This window comes from Streptomyces sp. GbtcB7 (assembly GCF_019091445.1).
Classification (GTDB): domain Bacteria; phylum Actinomycetota; class Actinomycetes; order Streptomycetales; family Streptomycetaceae; genus Streptomyces; species Streptomyces mirabilis.
In genome coordinates this window covers 32,682-48,732 of record NZ_JAGXJM010000045.1, presented here as the reverse complement: position 1 = coordinate 48,732, position 16,051 = coordinate 32,682, and the positions used below count along the sequence as shown (strand labels likewise).

Sequence of the window (16,051 nt, the reverse complement as noted above, 5' to 3'; positions counted from 1 at the left end):
AACGCGCTCCGTGTCCTCGGTACGGTCGAGGTCGCGTCTGGCGCACGTCGGAGTAACTTCGCTGCTCAGAGGGCTGGATATGTCATTGTCCGGCCACAGCAGCGCGCGTTCGGCTGCTGATGCGGGTGTTATCACCAGGCTAATTAGGCTGGCCGGATGGCAGGGGATGCGGACTTGGGTGTGCTGGAGCGACTAGCGGGTCTCAGGCAGCTGGACATCGGTGCCTTGGCCCAACTCGCAGACGTCACCGAGCTCGAACTACGCACAATGTTCAACAGCGGAGCGCCGAACCCATCTCTGCTTCGGACGCTCGCTCCCGTGCTCGGTCTGCATACGGCGGACCTCTTTGCAATGGTCGGCGCCGACGTACCCGACGCCCTCGCCCCCGCGGACACGACGGCCGGATCGCTTGTTCCCTACCTGGTCCGACACACCGTCGCCCTGCCTCCGGAGAAGAAGGACGCGTTGCGAAAGTTCGTGGCATCCCTGCCACAGGAGGAGAGCGTCGCATACAGCTGACCCCTGAGCTCCTGCTTGATTTCTCCGCCGTGCTCGGCGTGGCCTCCGGCGACTTGGCGGCCGTGACGGGCATCGAGCCGCCCGTCGCGTCACCGGGACCGGCCACCGCTGGTGTGGCCGAGCTCATCTGGGACGTGCGACGTCTCGCCGCGAGTCAGCTTCAGCAGGTCAGCGACCTCGCGGAATCCATGCGGAAGTAACTGGCGGGGGCGAGCGGAGCCGAACAGTCCAAGCCCGTTCCAGCCAGGCAGCCGTCGATGCTCTGCGGCATGTACTGGAGTTGCTGGAACTAGCGCATCACCGCTCGGGGTGACCTCAGTCAAGCCCTGCTCATGCGGTAATAGCTTCGCTGTTCAGGGGAGTCGATGAAGTCACCGGGGTGAAGGCGTTGTCGATGCCAGGGTTTCTCTTTGCAGTCAACGTCTCCGACGGACCAGTCGAACGGTGAGACCGAGCCGGTGGGCGCACAGGACCAGGTCTCCGTAGATGTGCTCGATCTCGGCGCTACGGTTGCCCGTCACATCGCGGTATCGCGGTACTCGCGGTACGGGGACGAGGTGAGCGGCGAGCCCGCCTCGGTCTCGGTCGCCAGCGTCTGCTGCAGGGCCGGTGCGGGCACGGGGTAGGCGGCCGCGGCGGCGACGGAGGCGCACTCGTCGACCACTTGCCGGGCGAACGCCGTCCCGCCGGGAACAGCCGCGACCTCGCCGACCGAGCCGCGCATGAGGCAGGTCACCGCGCCGAGGGCGGCGATGAAAACCCACTTGGCCCGCATCTCCGCGTCGATGTCGTCGGACAGGCCGGTCGTGAACCCGGCACCGCCGAGCACGCGGTGCACCTCGTCCAGCCGCGCCGGAGCGGTGTTGCGGCGGGCTCCGTAGCGCAGGTCCTGCAGGGGGTGAGGCGCACGATGTCCCCTTGGGCGTCGAGAGTGGTCGCCACCTTCGACACGCCGCCCAGGACGTCCTGGTCGCCGACGCGTGCGGCCAGGACGTCGACATCCCGGACCCCGTCGAGGGAGTGCGGACCGACCGCGGCCGCCATGTCGTCGACGGCCCGCTCAAGCCCGGCGGCCTTGACCGCCGGCAGGACGACGTCGTAGGGGGCGTTGATGTCCCCGGCCCGGATCACGCGGGGACGCAGGACGGTCCGCCCTTCGCCGGCCGTCCACCACCAAGATCCTCATCGGCCAACTCCTCTCTGGGCGTCGCCACAGCGGGCTCTGCCGCACCTCCGCCAGAGGCAACCGCGATACAGCTATGTTCTTACATTCTCCCAGTGCGGTCATGAGGTGCCGTAATGCCCGACTTGCGTGACATAGTCAAAAGGCATACGCTTATTTCCAACGGGAGCTCGAGGTGCAGCGCCCCCTCTCTCCGGCGCCACCCATGAGCCGCTCTCCCGGCAGTGGTCGTACGGCGTGCAGCGCTGTCCCCATGCCGCGTTCCCACCGATGGAGGTCTGACCATGATCATTGACGCTGCAGAACTCGACGCCACCCACGCGTACAAACTGCTGATCGGAAGCATCATTCCGCGCGCCGTGGCCTGGGTCAGCACGGTGTCGACCGAGGGCGTGGCCAATCTCGCGCCCATCTCGTTCTTCACTGCCGTCGGCAGGAAGCCGCCCATGGTCTCGATCACCCTGCAGCCGCAGGCGGACGGCGTCACGCTGAAGGACACCTTCATCAACATCCGTGACACCGGCGAGTTCGTCACCAACCTGGTGACGCTGCCGCAGGCGGACGCCATGCACGGTTCGGCCTACGGGTTCGAGCCGGACGTGGACGAGTTCGAGGCGCTCGACCTGGGCAAGGAGCCGTCCGAGGTCGTGCGCGCACCCCGCGTCAAGGACGCGCCGATCTCCTTCGAGTGCGTCGTCGACCGGATCATCCCCGTCGGGGACGACATGGTCGACCACGTGGTGTGGGGCCGGGTGGTGCGCTTCCACGTCCGGGACGACCTCTACCTGGAGCGGGGCCGGATCGACACCGCCGCCCTCCCGGCCGTGGGACGCCTGGCCGCCGAGTACACGCTGGTCGAGAACGTCTTCACCACCCCCCTGGACAAGGACCTGCTCGAAGCCCGGCACGACCGGCGGATGCAGCGCCTGGACGGACGGCCCGCCGACTGGTCGCCGATCAACACCAAGGAATGGTCCCCCTCGGGCGAAGTCAGGGTCGCCCCCGGAAAGTGAGCACGGCGATGAGGACAGAGCGGATCGGAACAAGCGATGTGCGGTTCCGGCGGCAGGGCGAGGGAGACTTCGCTGTGGTGTTCGTCCACGGCTTCCTGGACGACCAGTACGTCTGGGACGGCCTGATCGGCGAACTCACCACCCCTGGCATCGAATGCGTCACCCTCGACCTGGCCGGGAGCGGGGACCGCACGCAGGCGAGCGGGCCGTTCACCTACGACCGACTCGCCGACGAGGTGGGCGCCGTGGCCGACACCCTCGGCAAGCCCTTTGTGATCGTCGGGCAGAGCCTGGGATCGGCGGTGGCCGAGCTGGTGGCCGCACAGCGCCCCGACCGGGCTCTCGGTCTGGTCCTGGTCACCCCGGTCCCACTGGCCGGCACCCGGCAGCCCGATGAGGTGATGGGCACCTTCCGTTCCCTGGGCGGTGACGGTGACGCGCAGCGCGCGGTCAGGACGCAGTTGTCGGCCGCGCTGGCGGAGGCGGACCTCGACCGGCTGGTGGTGAGCGGGACGCGGATGCGTCCCGAGACCGTGCGGGAGGCCGCCGACTGCTGGAACAACGGGCACCCGGCGGGCGAGCAGCCCAGCCGGTACACGGGGCCCGTGCTCATCGTGCGCGGCGAGGACGACGGCTTCGTCACCGACGAGTCGGTCGCCCAGGAGGTCGCGCCGCGGTTCGCCGCGCCCGAGACGGTAGCGGTCGGCCAGGCCGGGCACTGGGCCCACCTGGAGCAGCCGACCCGCGTCGCGGGCCACCTCGACCGCTTCCTGGCCCGCGCACTGCCCGCCGTGCAGGTGTCGGCCTGGACCAACGCCTTCGAGGAGAAGTCGGCCAACGCGTTCAGCGACGCGTTCGCCGCCGACGTGACGCTGGAGGCGAGCGCCCTCACCCGCACGGTCGAGGGCCGCGACCAGGTCAAGAACGTGATGGCAGCGGCGAGCACGATCTACGACTCGCTCGTCTTCACCCAGGAGACCGTCAGCGGGGAGCGCTCCTACCTGGAGTGGCGGGCCACCGCGTTCGGCGGCACGCAGATCGACGGCGTGACGATCCTGACGAAGAACGCGGACGGGCAGATCGTCCGGGCCGCCATCCACCACCGGCCCCTCGGCGTCGTCCACCGGTTCTCCGCCGAACTGGGCCGCAGGCTGAACGGCGTGCTCGACGCCGAGTACTTCCACCGGGGCTGAGCCCCCGTTTCCGTCATTCCGGCCAGGGCCCAGCCCTGGTCGCACCGAGGAGGTTGTTCAATGGTCCAGCGCGAGGATGTCGCATTCGACGCCGACGGCGGGGTCACGCTGCGCGGCTGGCTCTTCCTGCCGGACGGTCCCGGCCCCCACCCGGCGATCACCATGGCCCACGGCTACGCCGGGGTCAGGGACCACGGCCTGGAGCCCTTCGCGCGGGCCTTCGCCGAGGCGGGCTTCGTCGTCCTGCTGCACGACCACCGCAACTTCGGCGCCAGCGACGGCCTTCCCCGGCAGGACATCGACCCCTGGCGGCAGATCGCCGACTGGCGCCGCGCCATCTCCTACCTGGAGAGTCGGCCCGAGGTCGACGCCGGCCGGATCGGCCTGTGGGGCACCAGCTACGCCGGCGGCCACGCGATCGTGCTGGGCGCCACCGACCGCCGGCTGCGCGCCGTGGTCTCCCAGGTGCCGACCATCAGCGGCTTCGAGCAGGGGCGGCGCCGCATCGCGCCGGAAGCGGTCACGAAGCTGGAGGCGGCCTTCGACGAGGACGAGCGCGCCCAGGCCCGCGGCGAGGCCCCCCGCACCCAGGCCGTCGTCGGCGACGACCCGGCCGTGCCCGCCTCCTACCGCACGCAGGAAGCCATCGACTTCTACCTCCAGCCCGTACCGGAGGGCGTGTGGAGCAACGAGGTCACGGTCCGCTCCAACCTGCTGGCCCGCATGTACGAGCCCGGGACCTGGGTCACTCGGGTCTCCCCCACGCCGCTACTCATGGTGGTCGCCGCGAACGACACCGTGACCCTCACCGACACGGGGCTCGCGGCCTTCGAGCAGGCCCTGGAACCCAAGCGGCTGCAGTTGATCCCCGGCGGCCACTTCGATCCGTACACCACCGAGTTCGACCAGGCGAGCACCGGCGCCCTCGACTGGTTCCGCCGGCACCTCTCCTGACGAGCGCCCCCGACAGAGTGCAAGGACGAACCATGCCCCATCTGACCTACTCCATCGACGATGGCCTCGCCACGCTGGTCCTGACCAACCCGCCGCAGAACCGCATCGACCCGCAGATGGCCACCGACCTCGCCGAAGCGCTGGAGGCGATCGGCCACAGCGACGCCCGCGCGGTACTGGTGCGCGCCGAGGGCCCGGACTTCAGCTTCGGCGGCGACATCGTCGACTGGCCGGATGCGGACGTACGTGAATTGCGGACCCTCTTCGAGCGCTACATGCAGGTCTTCAACCAGCTCGAGCGGCTCCCGCTGCCGGTGATCGCCGCCGTCCACGGGCTGTGCTTCGGCGGCGGTCTGGAACTCGCGCTCCGCGCCGACGTGATCTTCGCCGGCGAGACAGCCCGCTTCGGCCACCCCGAGCAGACCCTGGGCATCGTCACCCTGCTCGGCGGGATCTACCGGGTCGCCGAGCGTGCGGGCCGGGCACGCGCCGCGGAGTGGGCACTCACCTCCGAGCAGGTGCCCGCCAGGGTCATGGCCGACGCCGGTGTCGTCAACCGGGTCGTCGCCGACGACAGCCTGCTGGCCGAAGCGACCGCCTTCGCGCGCAAGGCGGCCAAGGGACCCACCCGCGCCTACGCCGCACACAAGGCCCTGCTGCGCGCCTGGGCCGTCGGCGGCGTCTCCGCCGCGGACGAAGCGATGTTCGACATCGCCATGCCGCTGTTCGAAACCGACGACGTCAACAAGGGCCTCGCCTCAGCCGTCAAGGCCTTCAAGGCAAAGCAGCCCCGGCCCGCCGTCGACTTCCAGGGCCGCTGACCGGCTCCGGGCCCACCTTCACCCCCACAGAAAACCGCAGGACCCCTCCCCCAGGCACCACGCCCCCTGCCGCCGGCACCCGCCGATGAATGACGGATGCCCGGTGCACGGCACCCACCGTGACCGGTCCCCCATGACCGGCACCGTGGCCCGGCAGGGCGGCCGCGCCACGCCCCCGGCCGGGCCGGCTGCAAGGCCACCGGCACCACGGCACACGGAGCCGGTACGACAGTGCACGGCGTCGGCACGCTGCCGTGGGCGCCTGCCCGTCCCAGCCGGCCGCCCGCGAGCAACCGTGCCGTCCCGTACGGCACCAGCCCGGGGGAACGCACCTCCACCGCAGCCCTCGGGTTTGCCTGCCCAGGGCAGGCAGACGCGACGCGCACGAAGGAACAGCAGTCATGAACGCAGAAAGCGCCACGTCAGCCGAGCACCGCGAAGCCCTCGGCCGGGACAGCAAGCCGGTCTTCGCGCTGCACCGCCGCGGCAAGATGGCGATCACATCGACCGTGCCGCTGCGCGACAGCGACGACCTGTCCCTCGCCTACACCCCCGGCGTCGCCGAGGTGTGCACCGCGATCGTCGAGCAGCCCGAACTCGTTCACGACTACACCTGGGCCTCCCACACCGTCGCGGTCGTCACCGACGGCTCCGCCGTGCTCGGCCTGGGCAACATCGGGCCGCAGGCCTCGCTGCCGGTCATGGAAGGCAAAGCGGTCCTGTTCAAGCAGTTCGGCGCCGTGGACGCGGTCCCCGTCACACTGGCCACCACCGACGTGGACGAGATCGTGGAAACGGTGGCCCGCCTCGCCCCCTCCTTCGGCGGCATCAACCTCGAGGACATCTCCGCCCCCCGGTGCTTCGAGATCGAACGCAGGCTCCAGGAACGCCTCGACATCCCCGTCTTCCACGACGACCAACACGGCACGGCCATCGTCACCCTGGCCGCCCTGCGCAACGCCGCCAGGCTCACCGGCCGCGACCTCGCCGACCTGCGCGCGGTCATCTCCGGCGTCGGCGCGGCCGGCGTCGCCATCGCCAAGATCCTCATAGAGGCAGGCATCGGGGACATCGCCGTCGCCGACCGGACCGGCATCATCCACCGCGGCCGCACCGACCTGACCGACGTCAAGCGCGACCTCGCGGTCACCACCAACCGGGCCGGACTCGCCGGCACCCTGCAGGACGCCCTCGCCGGCGCCGACGTCTTCATCGGTGTCTCCGGCGGCACGGTCCCCGAAACCGCCGTCGCCACCATGGCCAAGGGAGCGTTCATCTTCGCCATGGCCAATCCCACCCCGGAAATCCACCCCGACATCGCCCGCAGCTACGCGGCCGTCGTGGCCACCGGCCGCAGCGACCACCCCAACCAGATCAACAACGTCCTCGCGTTCCCGGGCATCTTCGCCGGAGCCCTCCGCGTCCGCGCCAGCCGCATCACCCCCGGCATGAAACTCGCCGCCGCCGATGCCCTCGCCTCCGTGGTCGCCGACGAACTGCGTCCCGACCACATCATCCCCTCCCCCTTCGGCCCGCGAGTGGCCCCCGCGGTCGCCGAGGCCGTCGCCACCGCCGCCCGGCTCGACGGGGTGACCCGGCGGTGAGACACCCAACGGTGTTACCGCGAACGGTCCCACTGTCGTCGATCCACCACCAGTCATGGAGAAACCCGGAGTGCATCCCCAGCCCCACCCCCCGCATCACAGGCGCCGCCACCCCATCCGCGTCTGGCTGCAGCCGTTCCTGATCGGCCTGGTCATCGTCTCGGCGTTCGTCAGCTGCTACGTCGGACTCATGCGCGACCCCCAGCCCCACCGGATCCCCGTGGCAGTCACGGGACCGCAGTTGGCGAACAAGGTCCAGCAGGCCCTGGGCGACTCGATCGACGTCCGGCGCGCCGACTCCACCGCCGAGGCACGCGATGCGCTGCGCCACCGAGACATCGTGGCCGTGCTCGGCACCGGCCCTCACGGCAAAGACCTCAAACTCGACGTCGCGAGCGCGAACGGCCTGTCCACGACCACCGCCGTCACCAAACTCGTCACCGCCTACGCACACGGCGCCGACCAGCACCTCAGCGTCTCCGACATCGTGCCGCTCGACCGGTACGACGCCCGCGGCCTGGCCGGGTTCTACGTCTCCTTCGGGGTGACGCTCTCCGGCTTCGCCCTCGCCCAGAGCGTCGTGGGACTCAGCGGCCTGCTCCACCTGCGGCACCGCTTCACCCTGATGGCCGGCTTCGCCGCAGCGTCGGGCCTTGTCGCGGCCGCCATCGCCGGCCCCATCCTCGACGCCGTCCCCGCACCGTATCTCCCCCTCGCCTTCGTCCTGGCCCTGCTGGCCGCCGCCGCAGCCTTCACCACGAAAATGCTGGCCACGTACGTCGGCCCCCTCGGTATCCCCCTCGCCACCCTGCTGCTGCTGACCGTCGGCAACTCCACCAGCGGCGCGACCGTCGGCACCGACCTGATGCCCAGCGGAGCCCGGACCGTGTCGGCACTGCTGCCCCCCGGCGCCGCCGTCCGCGCCATCGCCGACCTCAGCTACTTCCAGAGCTCCCACGTCCTCGCCCCGCTGGCGACACTCATCCTGTGGGCCGCGGGTTCCGCAGTCCTGCTGGCCTTCCGCACCACCAAACAACGCCCGGCGGCCCCCACACCACACCGGGCCACAACCGACGACACATCCATAGCCCACTGGGCCGACACCGACGAAAGGCACTCCGCACCAGGCAACGGCACCACACGGCACCCGGCGTTCACCGTGCCGCCGAAAGAACCCGACACGGTGCTGAAAGCTTCGTCTGATTGCGTCTGACCGATGTGACAGCAACGAACCGATGTGACAACAACGAGGAGAACGCCACGGCACCACCGGCACGCGCCCACCCGCCCCGGTCAAGTGCGGACATCTGCCGAGGAGCCGAACTCGGTGCACGCGTCGACGTTGCTGCACAAGTCGCCGACGCTGCGAGGCAAGAACATCGGCCGCCGGCAGTCCGAGGCCTCCGCCGAGAGACGGGCATCCGGCGTCGCCGCCGCGAAGCTGATCGCGCCGGCGCTCCACGACCAGGCCGTACGTCGCCGCGGCGTACGGCCTCGGCGAGCCGGCTTACGCCGTGGAGCACGCGGTACGGCCCGGCAAGGTCGGCACCGTCCTCGTCCGCCCTTGGTAGCTGCCACTACCCGGACGGAATCGCGCGACAAACGGCACCCTCGCGATCATGCCCGTCGTCACCATCGCCGTTATCGCCTCCACCGGCGGGTCTACACCACCATCTACCAGCCGACTTGGACCATACGGATGACATCGGTGCGGTGGCCTGACTCGTCCTCGCCTCAACGCGGCACCCAGGCAAGCTCAGCCGCTGACCGCCGGCTCACGCTCCGGCCGCGATAGTCCGTAGCGTGTGAACCTGGAATGCATCGAAACGTCTGACCCCTGTGCCATCACAACACGCTCTTCCTGCCGGATCGGTCTTCTCCGGACGCCCGTTCGCCTCCTTCCCCCGCGGGCGGCTGGACGCGGCCCCCCTGCGCTCGCCGGACCAGCCGCGTCAGGAAGTTCATACCCCACCCACCGACACTTCGGTCCAATTGGCAAAAATGGGAGGATTCCTCATGAGAATCGCGATTCTGGACGACTATCAAGGCGTTGCGCTGGACCTGGCCGACTGGGATTCGCTCCACGCCGAGGTGCATGTCTTCGCTGAAGCCTTCGAAAACGAGGAGGCGGTTGTGACGGCGCTCGCCGAGTATGAGGTAGTGGTGGCCATGCGAGAGCGGACCCCCTTTCCGCCCTCAACCCTGGAGCGATTGCCACGTCTGAAGTTGCTCGTCACCACCGGGCCGGTCAACGCGGCAATCGATCTGGATGCCGCACACCGTTTGGGTATCACCGTGTGCGGTACGGGGTATTTCTCGTACCCGACGGTTGAACTCACCTGGGGGCTCATTCTTTCCGCAGCACGCTTGATCCCACAACAGGTGGACTCCGTTCGCCGAGGTGGATGGCAAGAGGGGCTGGGGGCGAGCCTCAAGGGGGCCACTCTGGGAGTTCTGGGCCTCGGGCGATTGGGGACCGCGGTAGCGGAGATCGGGCGCGCTTTCGGCATGCAGACCATCGCCTGGAGCAAGAACCTGACACCCGCGGACGCGCAGGCGAAAGGAACGACATACGTTTCGCGAGACGAATTGTTCACGCGCTCCGATGTATTGAGTATTCACGTAGTACTCAGTGAGCGCACTCGAGGCCTCGTCGGTGAGCGCGAACTGGGCCTCATGAAGTCGACGGCGATTTTGGTGAATACCTCGCGCGGGCCCGTGGTGGACGAGGCGGCGCTGCTCAGGGCGTTGGTCGAGAAGAGGATCGGTTCAGCGGCGCTGGATGTCTTCGATCACGAACCCCTGCCGGCCGATCACCCTCTACGTTCACTGAGCAACGCTGTGGTGACACCTCACATCGGCTACGTAAGTCGGGATCTGTATGAGGTCTTCTATCGGGACGCGGTCGAGGACATCGCCGCATGGAATGCCGGGACGCCTGTTCGCATGCTGTCTTGACGGTGGGCAATGTGCTCCCGATGCGCAATGTGCTCCTGGAAAGCACCGTCGCCTGCAATCCGCTCCGCTCCGTCCGTCTGCGGATCACATCGCCTGCAAGGTAGACGCACACGACCTGCAGTGGGTGCCGGCCGCCCTCCGCCCGTACGGCGACAGGCGTCTGGGCGACGCAGCGGGCCCGCCGGTAGTGCTGCCCGTATGAGCGCATGGCGCGAGTCTCTGGCTCGCAGAACGACGCGCCACGGACTGCGGTCATCGCCGGACGTCGCCTGCAAGCACCGCGACTACTCCTTGCCTTGATCGCGCATGAGGTCACGTGGGTTGTTGGGCACGCGACTACGCACAGCACGGGATGTCGGGGGTGAGTCTGCCGAGCGACGGTTTTGTACGGAGTGGTTTCACCAGTGAACGAGCTGTCCGCGGCGTGGGGTCGGGGCCAGAACCGGCGGCGGGGTCTTGTCCGCGGTTCCTCATGCCCAGGAGGTACCGCATGGGTGGCCTGGCCCCTGCGCACTGCTCTCCTGGCCAATCCAGTGACTCGTGGTCACCAACCGCGCCGGAACTACGCGCCCCACATGATGCGGTGCCGTTTCTGATGCGAAACCCTGGGTTGAGTCCCCGGTTGCTCGTCAGCCGGCGAGCGCCGCCGGTGTTCGGGCTGTGTTGGTCGCGCGGCTGTCTCCTTGGAAGGGGCGCTACTGGCTTGCGGAGTTCAGAGACAAGCTGCCGACCGCCTATCCATCTATTGGCTGGATGTTCCAGATACGGGGCCCGCGGTTCTATCGGCACGGCGACAACCAACGAAAGCGAGGTGTCCGGCCATGGAGGTCAAAGGATCGGTCGCGCTGGTGACCGGCGCGAACAGGGGTATCGGACTGGCGTTCACCCGTGCTCTGCTCGCCCGAGGCGCAGCCAAGGTGTATGCGGGCGTCCGCGACCCCGAGAGCGTCCGGGAGCCAGGGGTCGAGACGCTGCGTCTCGATGTCACCGACGAGGACCGGATCGCGGCTGCGGCGGTGGCGGCGTCCGACGCGACCATCGTGATCAACAATGCCGGCATCCAGGCCGGGCCGAGCCTGTTGGAGGGATCTCTGGAGGGCGCGCGGCGCGAGCTGGAGGTGAACTACCTGGGCACCTGGGCGGTCTCGCGGGCCTTCGCTCCGGTGCTCGCGGCCAACGGCGGCGGAGCTCTGGTGAACATCCTGTCGGTGGCGTCGTGGCGGGTGAACAAGCGGTGGCCCAGTTATGCGGCGTCGAAGGCTGCTGAGTGGTCGCTGACCAATGCGTTGCGCGTTGGTCTGCGGCAGCAGGGGACACTGGTCGTCAGGGTGCATGTGGGTCCTGTGGACACCGACGCCACCGTGGGTCTCGACGTGCCGAAAGTGCCGACTGCGGAGGTGGCGACGCAGACCATCGACGCGATCAGCCACGACGTGCCCGAGGTGTTGGTCGATGAGGTCTCCCGCCGGGTGCGCGCGGCGTTGTCCGGCCCTGTGGAGCTCCTGGATCCGGCGCCGTGAACGGCGACGGCGGGATGACCCAAGGCCATCCGACACCAAGGGAGAGGTGGAATGGACACTGACTTCGATGTCGTCGTCCTCGGTGCGGGCCCCGGCGGATATGTGGCTGCCATCCGCTCCGCGCAGCTGGGGCTTCGTACGGCCATCGTGGAGGGCCGTTTCTGGGGCGGGGTGTGCCTGAACATCGGCTGTATTCCGGCCAAGGCACTGCTGCGCAACGCCGAGGTCGCACAGTTGATCCTGCACGACGCGGAGAAGTTCGGCGTAAAGGTCAGCGGGGAGGTGAGCCTGGATTACCACAGCGCCTACGAGCGGAGCCGGGTGGTGGCCGACGGCCGCGCGAAGGGCGTCGGCTATCTCATGCGCAAGAACAGGATCGCCCAGTTCGAGGGCCGGGGCGCCCTTATCGATCCGCACACGATGCAAGTGCGCCTGCGCGACGGCGAGGCGACGCTCTCCTTCCGCTCTTGCATCATCGCCACCGGTGCGACCGTGAAGCTGCTGCCCGGCACGACATTGGGCAAGCGCGTCGTGACGTTCGAAGAACAGATCCTCTCCGACAGCCTTCCGTCGAGCCTGATCATCGCCGGAGCAGGCGCCGTCGGCGTCGAGTTCGCCTATCTACTGCGGTCCTACGGTGTCGAGGTGACGCTGGTCGAGTTCCTCGGCCGGATCGCACCGCTGGAGGACGAGGAGGTGTCAGCTGAGCTCACCAAGCGGTTCAGGCGACAGGGAATCCGCGTCTTGACCTCCGCCCGCGTCGAGTCGATCGAAGAGGCCGCGGACACTGTCCGTGTAGTGGTCCGGCAGGGCGACGAACAACAGGTCCTGGAGGCAGAGAGGGTCCTGCAAGCCACGGGTTTCCAGCCGCGTACGGCCGGCTATGGGCTGGCCTCCGCGGGGGTACGGCTGACCGACCGCGGTGCAATCGACGTGGACGGCCATGGCCGCACCAGCCAGCCGCACATCTACGCCATCGGCGATGTCACCGCGAAGTTGATGCTGGCTCACGCCGCCGAGGCGATGGGTGTCATCGCCGCGGAGAGCATCGCCGGTGTGGAGACGATGGAGCTCGACTACCGGATGGTTCCCCGCGCGACCTTCTGTCAGCCCCAGATCGCCAGCTTCGGCTGGACGGAGAGCGAGGCCCGTGCCGAGGGATTCGACGTCCGGGTGGCGAAGTTCCCGTTCACGGCCAACGCCAAGGCACACGGGTTCGGCGACACGGTCGGTTTCGTGAAACTGGTGAGTGACGCGCGCTACGGCGAACTGCTCGGCGCCCATCTGATCGGCCCGGACGTGACCGAACTGCTCCCGGAGCTGACCCTCGCTCAGAAATGGGACCTCACGGTGACCGAGCTCATCAGGAACGTCCACGCACATCCGACTCTGAGTGAGGCGGTTCAGGACGCCCTCCACGGCCTCGCCGGCCACATGATCAACCTTTGAACTTACGGTACTTGCCTGCCCGCCGGGCAAGGATGACGACCACCCATGGTGTCGCTTTCCTGTGCCGGCTACTGAAGGCGGCCCGCTCCACTTTCCACGCCTGGCTCACCTCGCCCCAGTCGTACGCGAGCGGGGCGTCCAGGGCCCCATCGCCGCAGGCGACCCTCGCTGACGCGGCCGGACAAGAAGGCGAGGCCGGCCCCGGACTTGACCGGCCGCGACTTCCACACCGACCGCCCCGGCACGAAGCTGGTCGGCGACATCACGTTTCTCCCGACCGACGAGGGCCGGCTCCAACTCGCCTGCTGGCCGGCCCTGGCCACCCGCGAGGTCGTCGGCTACGCGCCGGCAACCACCACCGCGCCATCCTCGTCCATCGAGACGTTCTATGACCGCCGCCGCCTGCGCAAGCACAAGGTCCGCGGCTACCTCACCCCAGCTGAGACCAGGCAGCGGCACCAACACGCCCTCGCGACATGGAGATCGAGCGGCCAGGATCACGGGGAAACTTCACGACAGAGGCAAGCTCAGCGCTGAGGGGACTGGGTGAGGGTAGCTCTGAGCTGCCTGGTGGGCTCGTCAGCGACGACTTCGGTCCGGCCGTCGGCAATCGCTTGCATGCCGTCGGCCATACCGCCGGCGCTTCGCCACGCGGCTCAGCCCGGCGAGCAGTGAATGGCGATCCTCACCCGTTTCCGCGGACGACTTCGCATCCGCCTTCACCGGCGACGTCGAACTCACCCTGTCGACCACCGACAGCGCCTTCGTGGGGCCGCAGGCACTACAGGTGGCTGTGAGCGTCGTGGACGGCGGCGCGCCCGGCTTCCAGTGCGGTTTCGAGGAGGTCGCCCTGGCGGGCCAGGCGGCCGACCGGCGGTGTGCCCGGGGCGGGGCGGATCGAGACGATCGTCGGGTGGTGGGCCAGGGAGGCGTCGTCTTCGGCCAGACGCGCCTCGCGGTCGAGGAACACCCTGCGCAAGGCCGCAGACTCACGGCGCAGCAAAGTCTTGGCGATGACCGGGGCGGAGCGAGAAGGGCGCGCCACGTCGATCGCACGCCGGGATCGCAGCACCATGACATGGGTCGCGCCCTGGGCCAGCGCGGTTCGGTAGGGCACGGATTCGGAGACGCCCGCGTCGTAGAACCGGCGCCCGCGCAGCATCACGGGGTCGCCCGCCAGGAGCGGCAGGGCGGCGCTGGCCCGCAGCGCCAGGCGCAACTCCGCGGCGTCGCCGACGAAGGGCCGCAGGTCGGTGGACTCCCCGGTGGCGGCGTCGGTGGCCAGCGGGTGGTACTCGATATCGCTGGCCAGGATCGAGGCGAAGTCCATCGGCGCGCAGTCCTGGTCGCCGTAGCGGTAGAGCACCTCGTAGAAGGCGTACAGGTCTACGAGCGGCCGCCCGCGCAGAGGGTTCGAGTGCCGGATCGCCGTTCTGGCGTAGCGGGGATGCGCCCAGAAGCGCAGCGACTGCGGGCTGCTGCTCAGCAGCCACGCTCCGGACGCGGCGCCGGCGGAGGCGCCGTAGACGGCGTCGAAGCCGTTGGTCAGGCCGAGTTCGTGCAGCGCCAGGGCCATCCCGCCGGCGATGATGCCGCGCATCCCGCCGCCCTCGATGGCCAGCGCCACGCGGTGCCCGTCGGCGCGTACGCCGGGCCGGCTGTCGGCCTGTGCGCGCTCGGTGAGCACGCGCCAGACCGGGTGCGGCCCCTCGGGATCTGTCTCCGCAGCAGGTATGGCGGTCGTCGTCATCGTGGTCACGGCTCCAGGGAACTGCTCGGGGGCGGGATCTGCGCACAGGATCGGGGACGGCGCGGTGTGGGCGCCGCCCCGGTGTTGCTCGGCTGCTACTGGCCGTTCTTGCGGGCGATGGCGGCCATGGCCGAGTGCCACAGTATGCGGCGGTTCTCCCAGCCGGGGTAGAGATCGACCATCCGAACGACGATCTCGGCGGTGGTGGTTTCCTCGGCGAACGTCTGGGTGGTGGTTGCGGAGTTCATGGTTTGCGTCCTTCTCCGCAGTTGTTATCGAGGCCGACTTGGGCTCTGAGTGATCAGTGCGCAAGCTGCGGGTAGAGCGCGCCGAGGTCGCCGGACAAGCCGGCCTTGACCTGGCGGGTCACCTCGTCGGCCAGCACCTCATAAGCGTCGGTTTCGACGCCGTCCAGGGCCAGCGCGGCGACGCTTGCGGGGGAAGACTTGGGGGCGTCGATGTGGGCGGCCAGGTCAGTGTCGACGTAGCCGACGTGCAGTCCGGTCACGTTGATGCCGCGGGGCTTGAGGTCCAGGCGCAGCGAGTTGGTCTGGGACCAGAACGCGGCCTTGGACGCGCTGTAGGAGCCGCCGAGGGCGATCCAGGACACGACCGAGTGCACATTGAGCAGGTGGCCGCCGCCGTTGGCCTCGATGATCGGGACAAAGGCCCTGGTGGTGAGCAGCGGTCCGTAGAAGTTGGTCTCGAACTCGCGGCGCACGTCCTCGATCGGCGACGTCAAGTAGGAGGCGGCGACGGCCGCGCCCGCGTTGTTGATCAGGATCGTGACGTCCGGCGCGGCCGCCGCGGCGGCGGCCACCGAGGCCGGGTCGGTGACCTCAAGGGCCAGCGCGACGGCGTCGGGGTGGGTGACGGTCCTCGGGTCGCGGGCGGTGGCGTACACCTTCTTGGCGCCCCGCGTGTACAGGTCTTCGACCAGTGCCTTGCCGATACCCCTGCTGCCCCCGGTGACCAGGACGGTCGAGCCTGCGATTGCGGTCATGCGCCTTCTCCTCAAACGATGGAAACCGATCGGTTTCAGGTCACCGTAAACTGATCGGTTTCCACAGGCAAGTCGCCGACGTTC

The 16,051-nt window shown here is 69.0% G+C and carries 17 protein-coding genes; 12 read left to right on the top strand and 5 right to left on the bottom strand.

The window, feature by feature from the left end; genetic code table 11:
- The first annotated feature begins 156 nt into the window (after positions 1-156).
- Together KVT44_RS46585 and KVT44_RS46580 are read left to right on the top strand one after the other, a co-directional pair.
- Positions 157-519, top strand: a complete 363-nt coding sequence (locus tag KVT44_RS46585; protein ID WP_217574279.1) for a hypothetical protein — start codon at positions 157-159, stop codon at positions 517-519.
- A 38-nt stretch (positions 520-557) separates the two neighbouring features.
- Positions 558-719, top strand: coding sequence for a hypothetical protein (locus KVT44_RS46580; protein WP_217574277.1), 162 nt, complete (start codon positions 558-560; stop codon positions 717-719).
- A 317-nt stretch (positions 720-1,036) separates the two neighbouring features.
- Here the strand turns inward: KVT44_RS46580 and KVT44_RS46575 are convergent, their stop codons facing one another.
- Positions 1,037-1,348 (bottom strand): ketopantoate reductase C-terminal domain-containing protein, encoded by a 312-nt coding sequence (locus KVT44_RS46575; protein WP_308314307.1) that lies wholly within the window; start codon positions 1,346-1,348, stop codon positions 1,037-1,039.
- Positions 1,252-1,662 (bottom strand): ketopantoate reductase family protein, encoded by a 411-nt coding sequence (locus KVT44_RS61215; protein ID WP_368857608.1) that lies wholly within the window; start codon positions 1,660-1,662, stop codon positions 1,252-1,254. The genes KVT44_RS46575 and KVT44_RS61215 overlap by 97 nt, the downstream gene beginning before the upstream one ends.
- Positions 1,663-1,986: 324 nt before the next feature.
- Here KVT44_RS61215 and KVT44_RS46565 point away from each other — a divergent pair, with 324 nt between their 5' ends.
- The 10 genes from KVT44_RS46565 (at position 1,987) to KVT44_RS46520 (ending at position 13,751) form a co-directional block, all read left to right on the top strand.
- Positions 1,987-2,715: a flavin reductase family protein gene (locus KVT44_RS46565; RefSeq protein ID WP_217574273.1), complete on the top strand. Its 729-nt coding sequence runs from the start codon at positions 1,987-1,989 to the stop codon at positions 2,713-2,715.
- Positions 2,716-2,723: 8 nt separating this feature from the next.
- Complete coding sequence (locus KVT44_RS46560) at positions 2,724-3,908, top strand: alpha/beta fold hydrolase (protein WP_217574272.1); 1,185 nt, start codon at positions 2,724-2,726, stop codon at positions 3,906-3,908.
- A gap of 60 nt (positions 3,909-3,968) precedes the next feature.
- Positions 3,969-4,862 carry an alpha/beta hydrolase gene (locus tag KVT44_RS46555; protein ID WP_217574271.1) on the top strand — a complete coding sequence of 298 codons (894 nt, stop codon included), beginning with the start codon at positions 3,969-3,971 and terminating at the stop codon, positions 4,860-4,862.
- Between the two features lie 32 nt (positions 4,863-4,894).
- Positions 4,895-5,683 (top strand): enoyl-CoA hydratase/isomerase family protein, encoded by a 789-nt coding sequence (locus KVT44_RS46550; protein ID WP_217574270.1) that lies wholly within the window; start codon positions 4,895-4,897, stop codon positions 5,681-5,683.
- Positions 5,684-6,084: 401 nt separating this feature from the next.
- Positions 6,085-7,287 carry an NADP-dependent malic enzyme gene (locus KVT44_RS46545; protein WP_217574269.1) on the top strand — a complete coding sequence of 401 codons (1,203 nt, stop codon included), beginning with the start codon at positions 6,085-6,087 and terminating at the stop codon, positions 7,285-7,287.
- A gap of 70 nt (positions 7,288-7,357) precedes the next feature.
- Complete coding sequence (locus KVT44_RS46540) at positions 7,358-8,500, top strand: hypothetical protein (RefSeq protein ID WP_217574268.1); 1,143 nt, start codon at positions 7,358-7,360, stop codon at positions 8,498-8,500.
- 803 nt (positions 8,501-9,303) lie between these two features.
- Entirely contained in the window at positions 9,304-10,245 is a 942-nt protein-coding gene (locus tag KVT44_RS46535) for a D-2-hydroxyacid dehydrogenase family protein (RefSeq protein WP_217574266.1), read from the top strand.
- Between the two features lie 821 nt (positions 10,246-11,066).
- Positions 11,067-11,765 (top strand): SDR family oxidoreductase, encoded by a 699-nt coding sequence (locus KVT44_RS46530; RefSeq protein WP_217574264.1) that lies wholly within the window; start codon positions 11,067-11,069, stop codon positions 11,763-11,765.
- A 51-nt stretch (positions 11,766-11,816) separates the two neighbouring features.
- Positions 11,817-13,214: a dihydrolipoyl dehydrogenase gene (gene lpdA, locus KVT44_RS46525; protein ID WP_217574262.1), complete on the top strand. Its 1,398-nt coding sequence runs from the start codon at positions 11,817-11,819 to the stop codon at positions 13,212-13,214.
- A 207-nt stretch (positions 13,215-13,421) separates the two neighbouring features.
- A complete protein-coding gene (locus KVT44_RS46520) occupies positions 13,422-13,751 on the top strand; it encodes a hypothetical protein (RefSeq protein ID WP_217574260.1) in 330 nt (109 codons plus the stop codon).
- A 244-nt stretch (positions 13,752-13,995) separates the two neighbouring features.
- On the opposite strand, the gene KVT44_RS46515 is transcribed toward KVT44_RS46520, so the two are convergent.
- The 3 genes from KVT44_RS46515 to KVT44_RS46505 all read right to left on the bottom strand — a co-directional run bounded on the left by KVT44_RS46515 (position 13,996) and on the right by KVT44_RS46505 (position 15,967).
- Complete coding sequence (locus KVT44_RS46515) at positions 13,996-14,964, bottom strand: patatin-like phospholipase family protein (RefSeq protein ID WP_254650835.1); 969 nt, start codon at positions 14,962-14,964, stop codon at positions 13,996-13,998.
- Between the two features lie 95 nt (positions 14,965-15,059).
- Complete coding sequence (locus KVT44_RS46510) at positions 15,060-15,212, bottom strand: hypothetical protein (RefSeq protein ID WP_190174780.1); 153 nt, start codon at positions 15,210-15,212, stop codon at positions 15,060-15,062.
- A gap of 53 nt (positions 15,213-15,265) precedes the next feature.
- Complete coding sequence (locus KVT44_RS46505) at positions 15,266-15,967, bottom strand: SDR family oxidoreductase (protein WP_095857055.1); 702 nt, start codon at positions 15,965-15,967, stop codon at positions 15,266-15,268.
- Positions 15,968-16,051 lie beyond the last annotated feature (84 nt).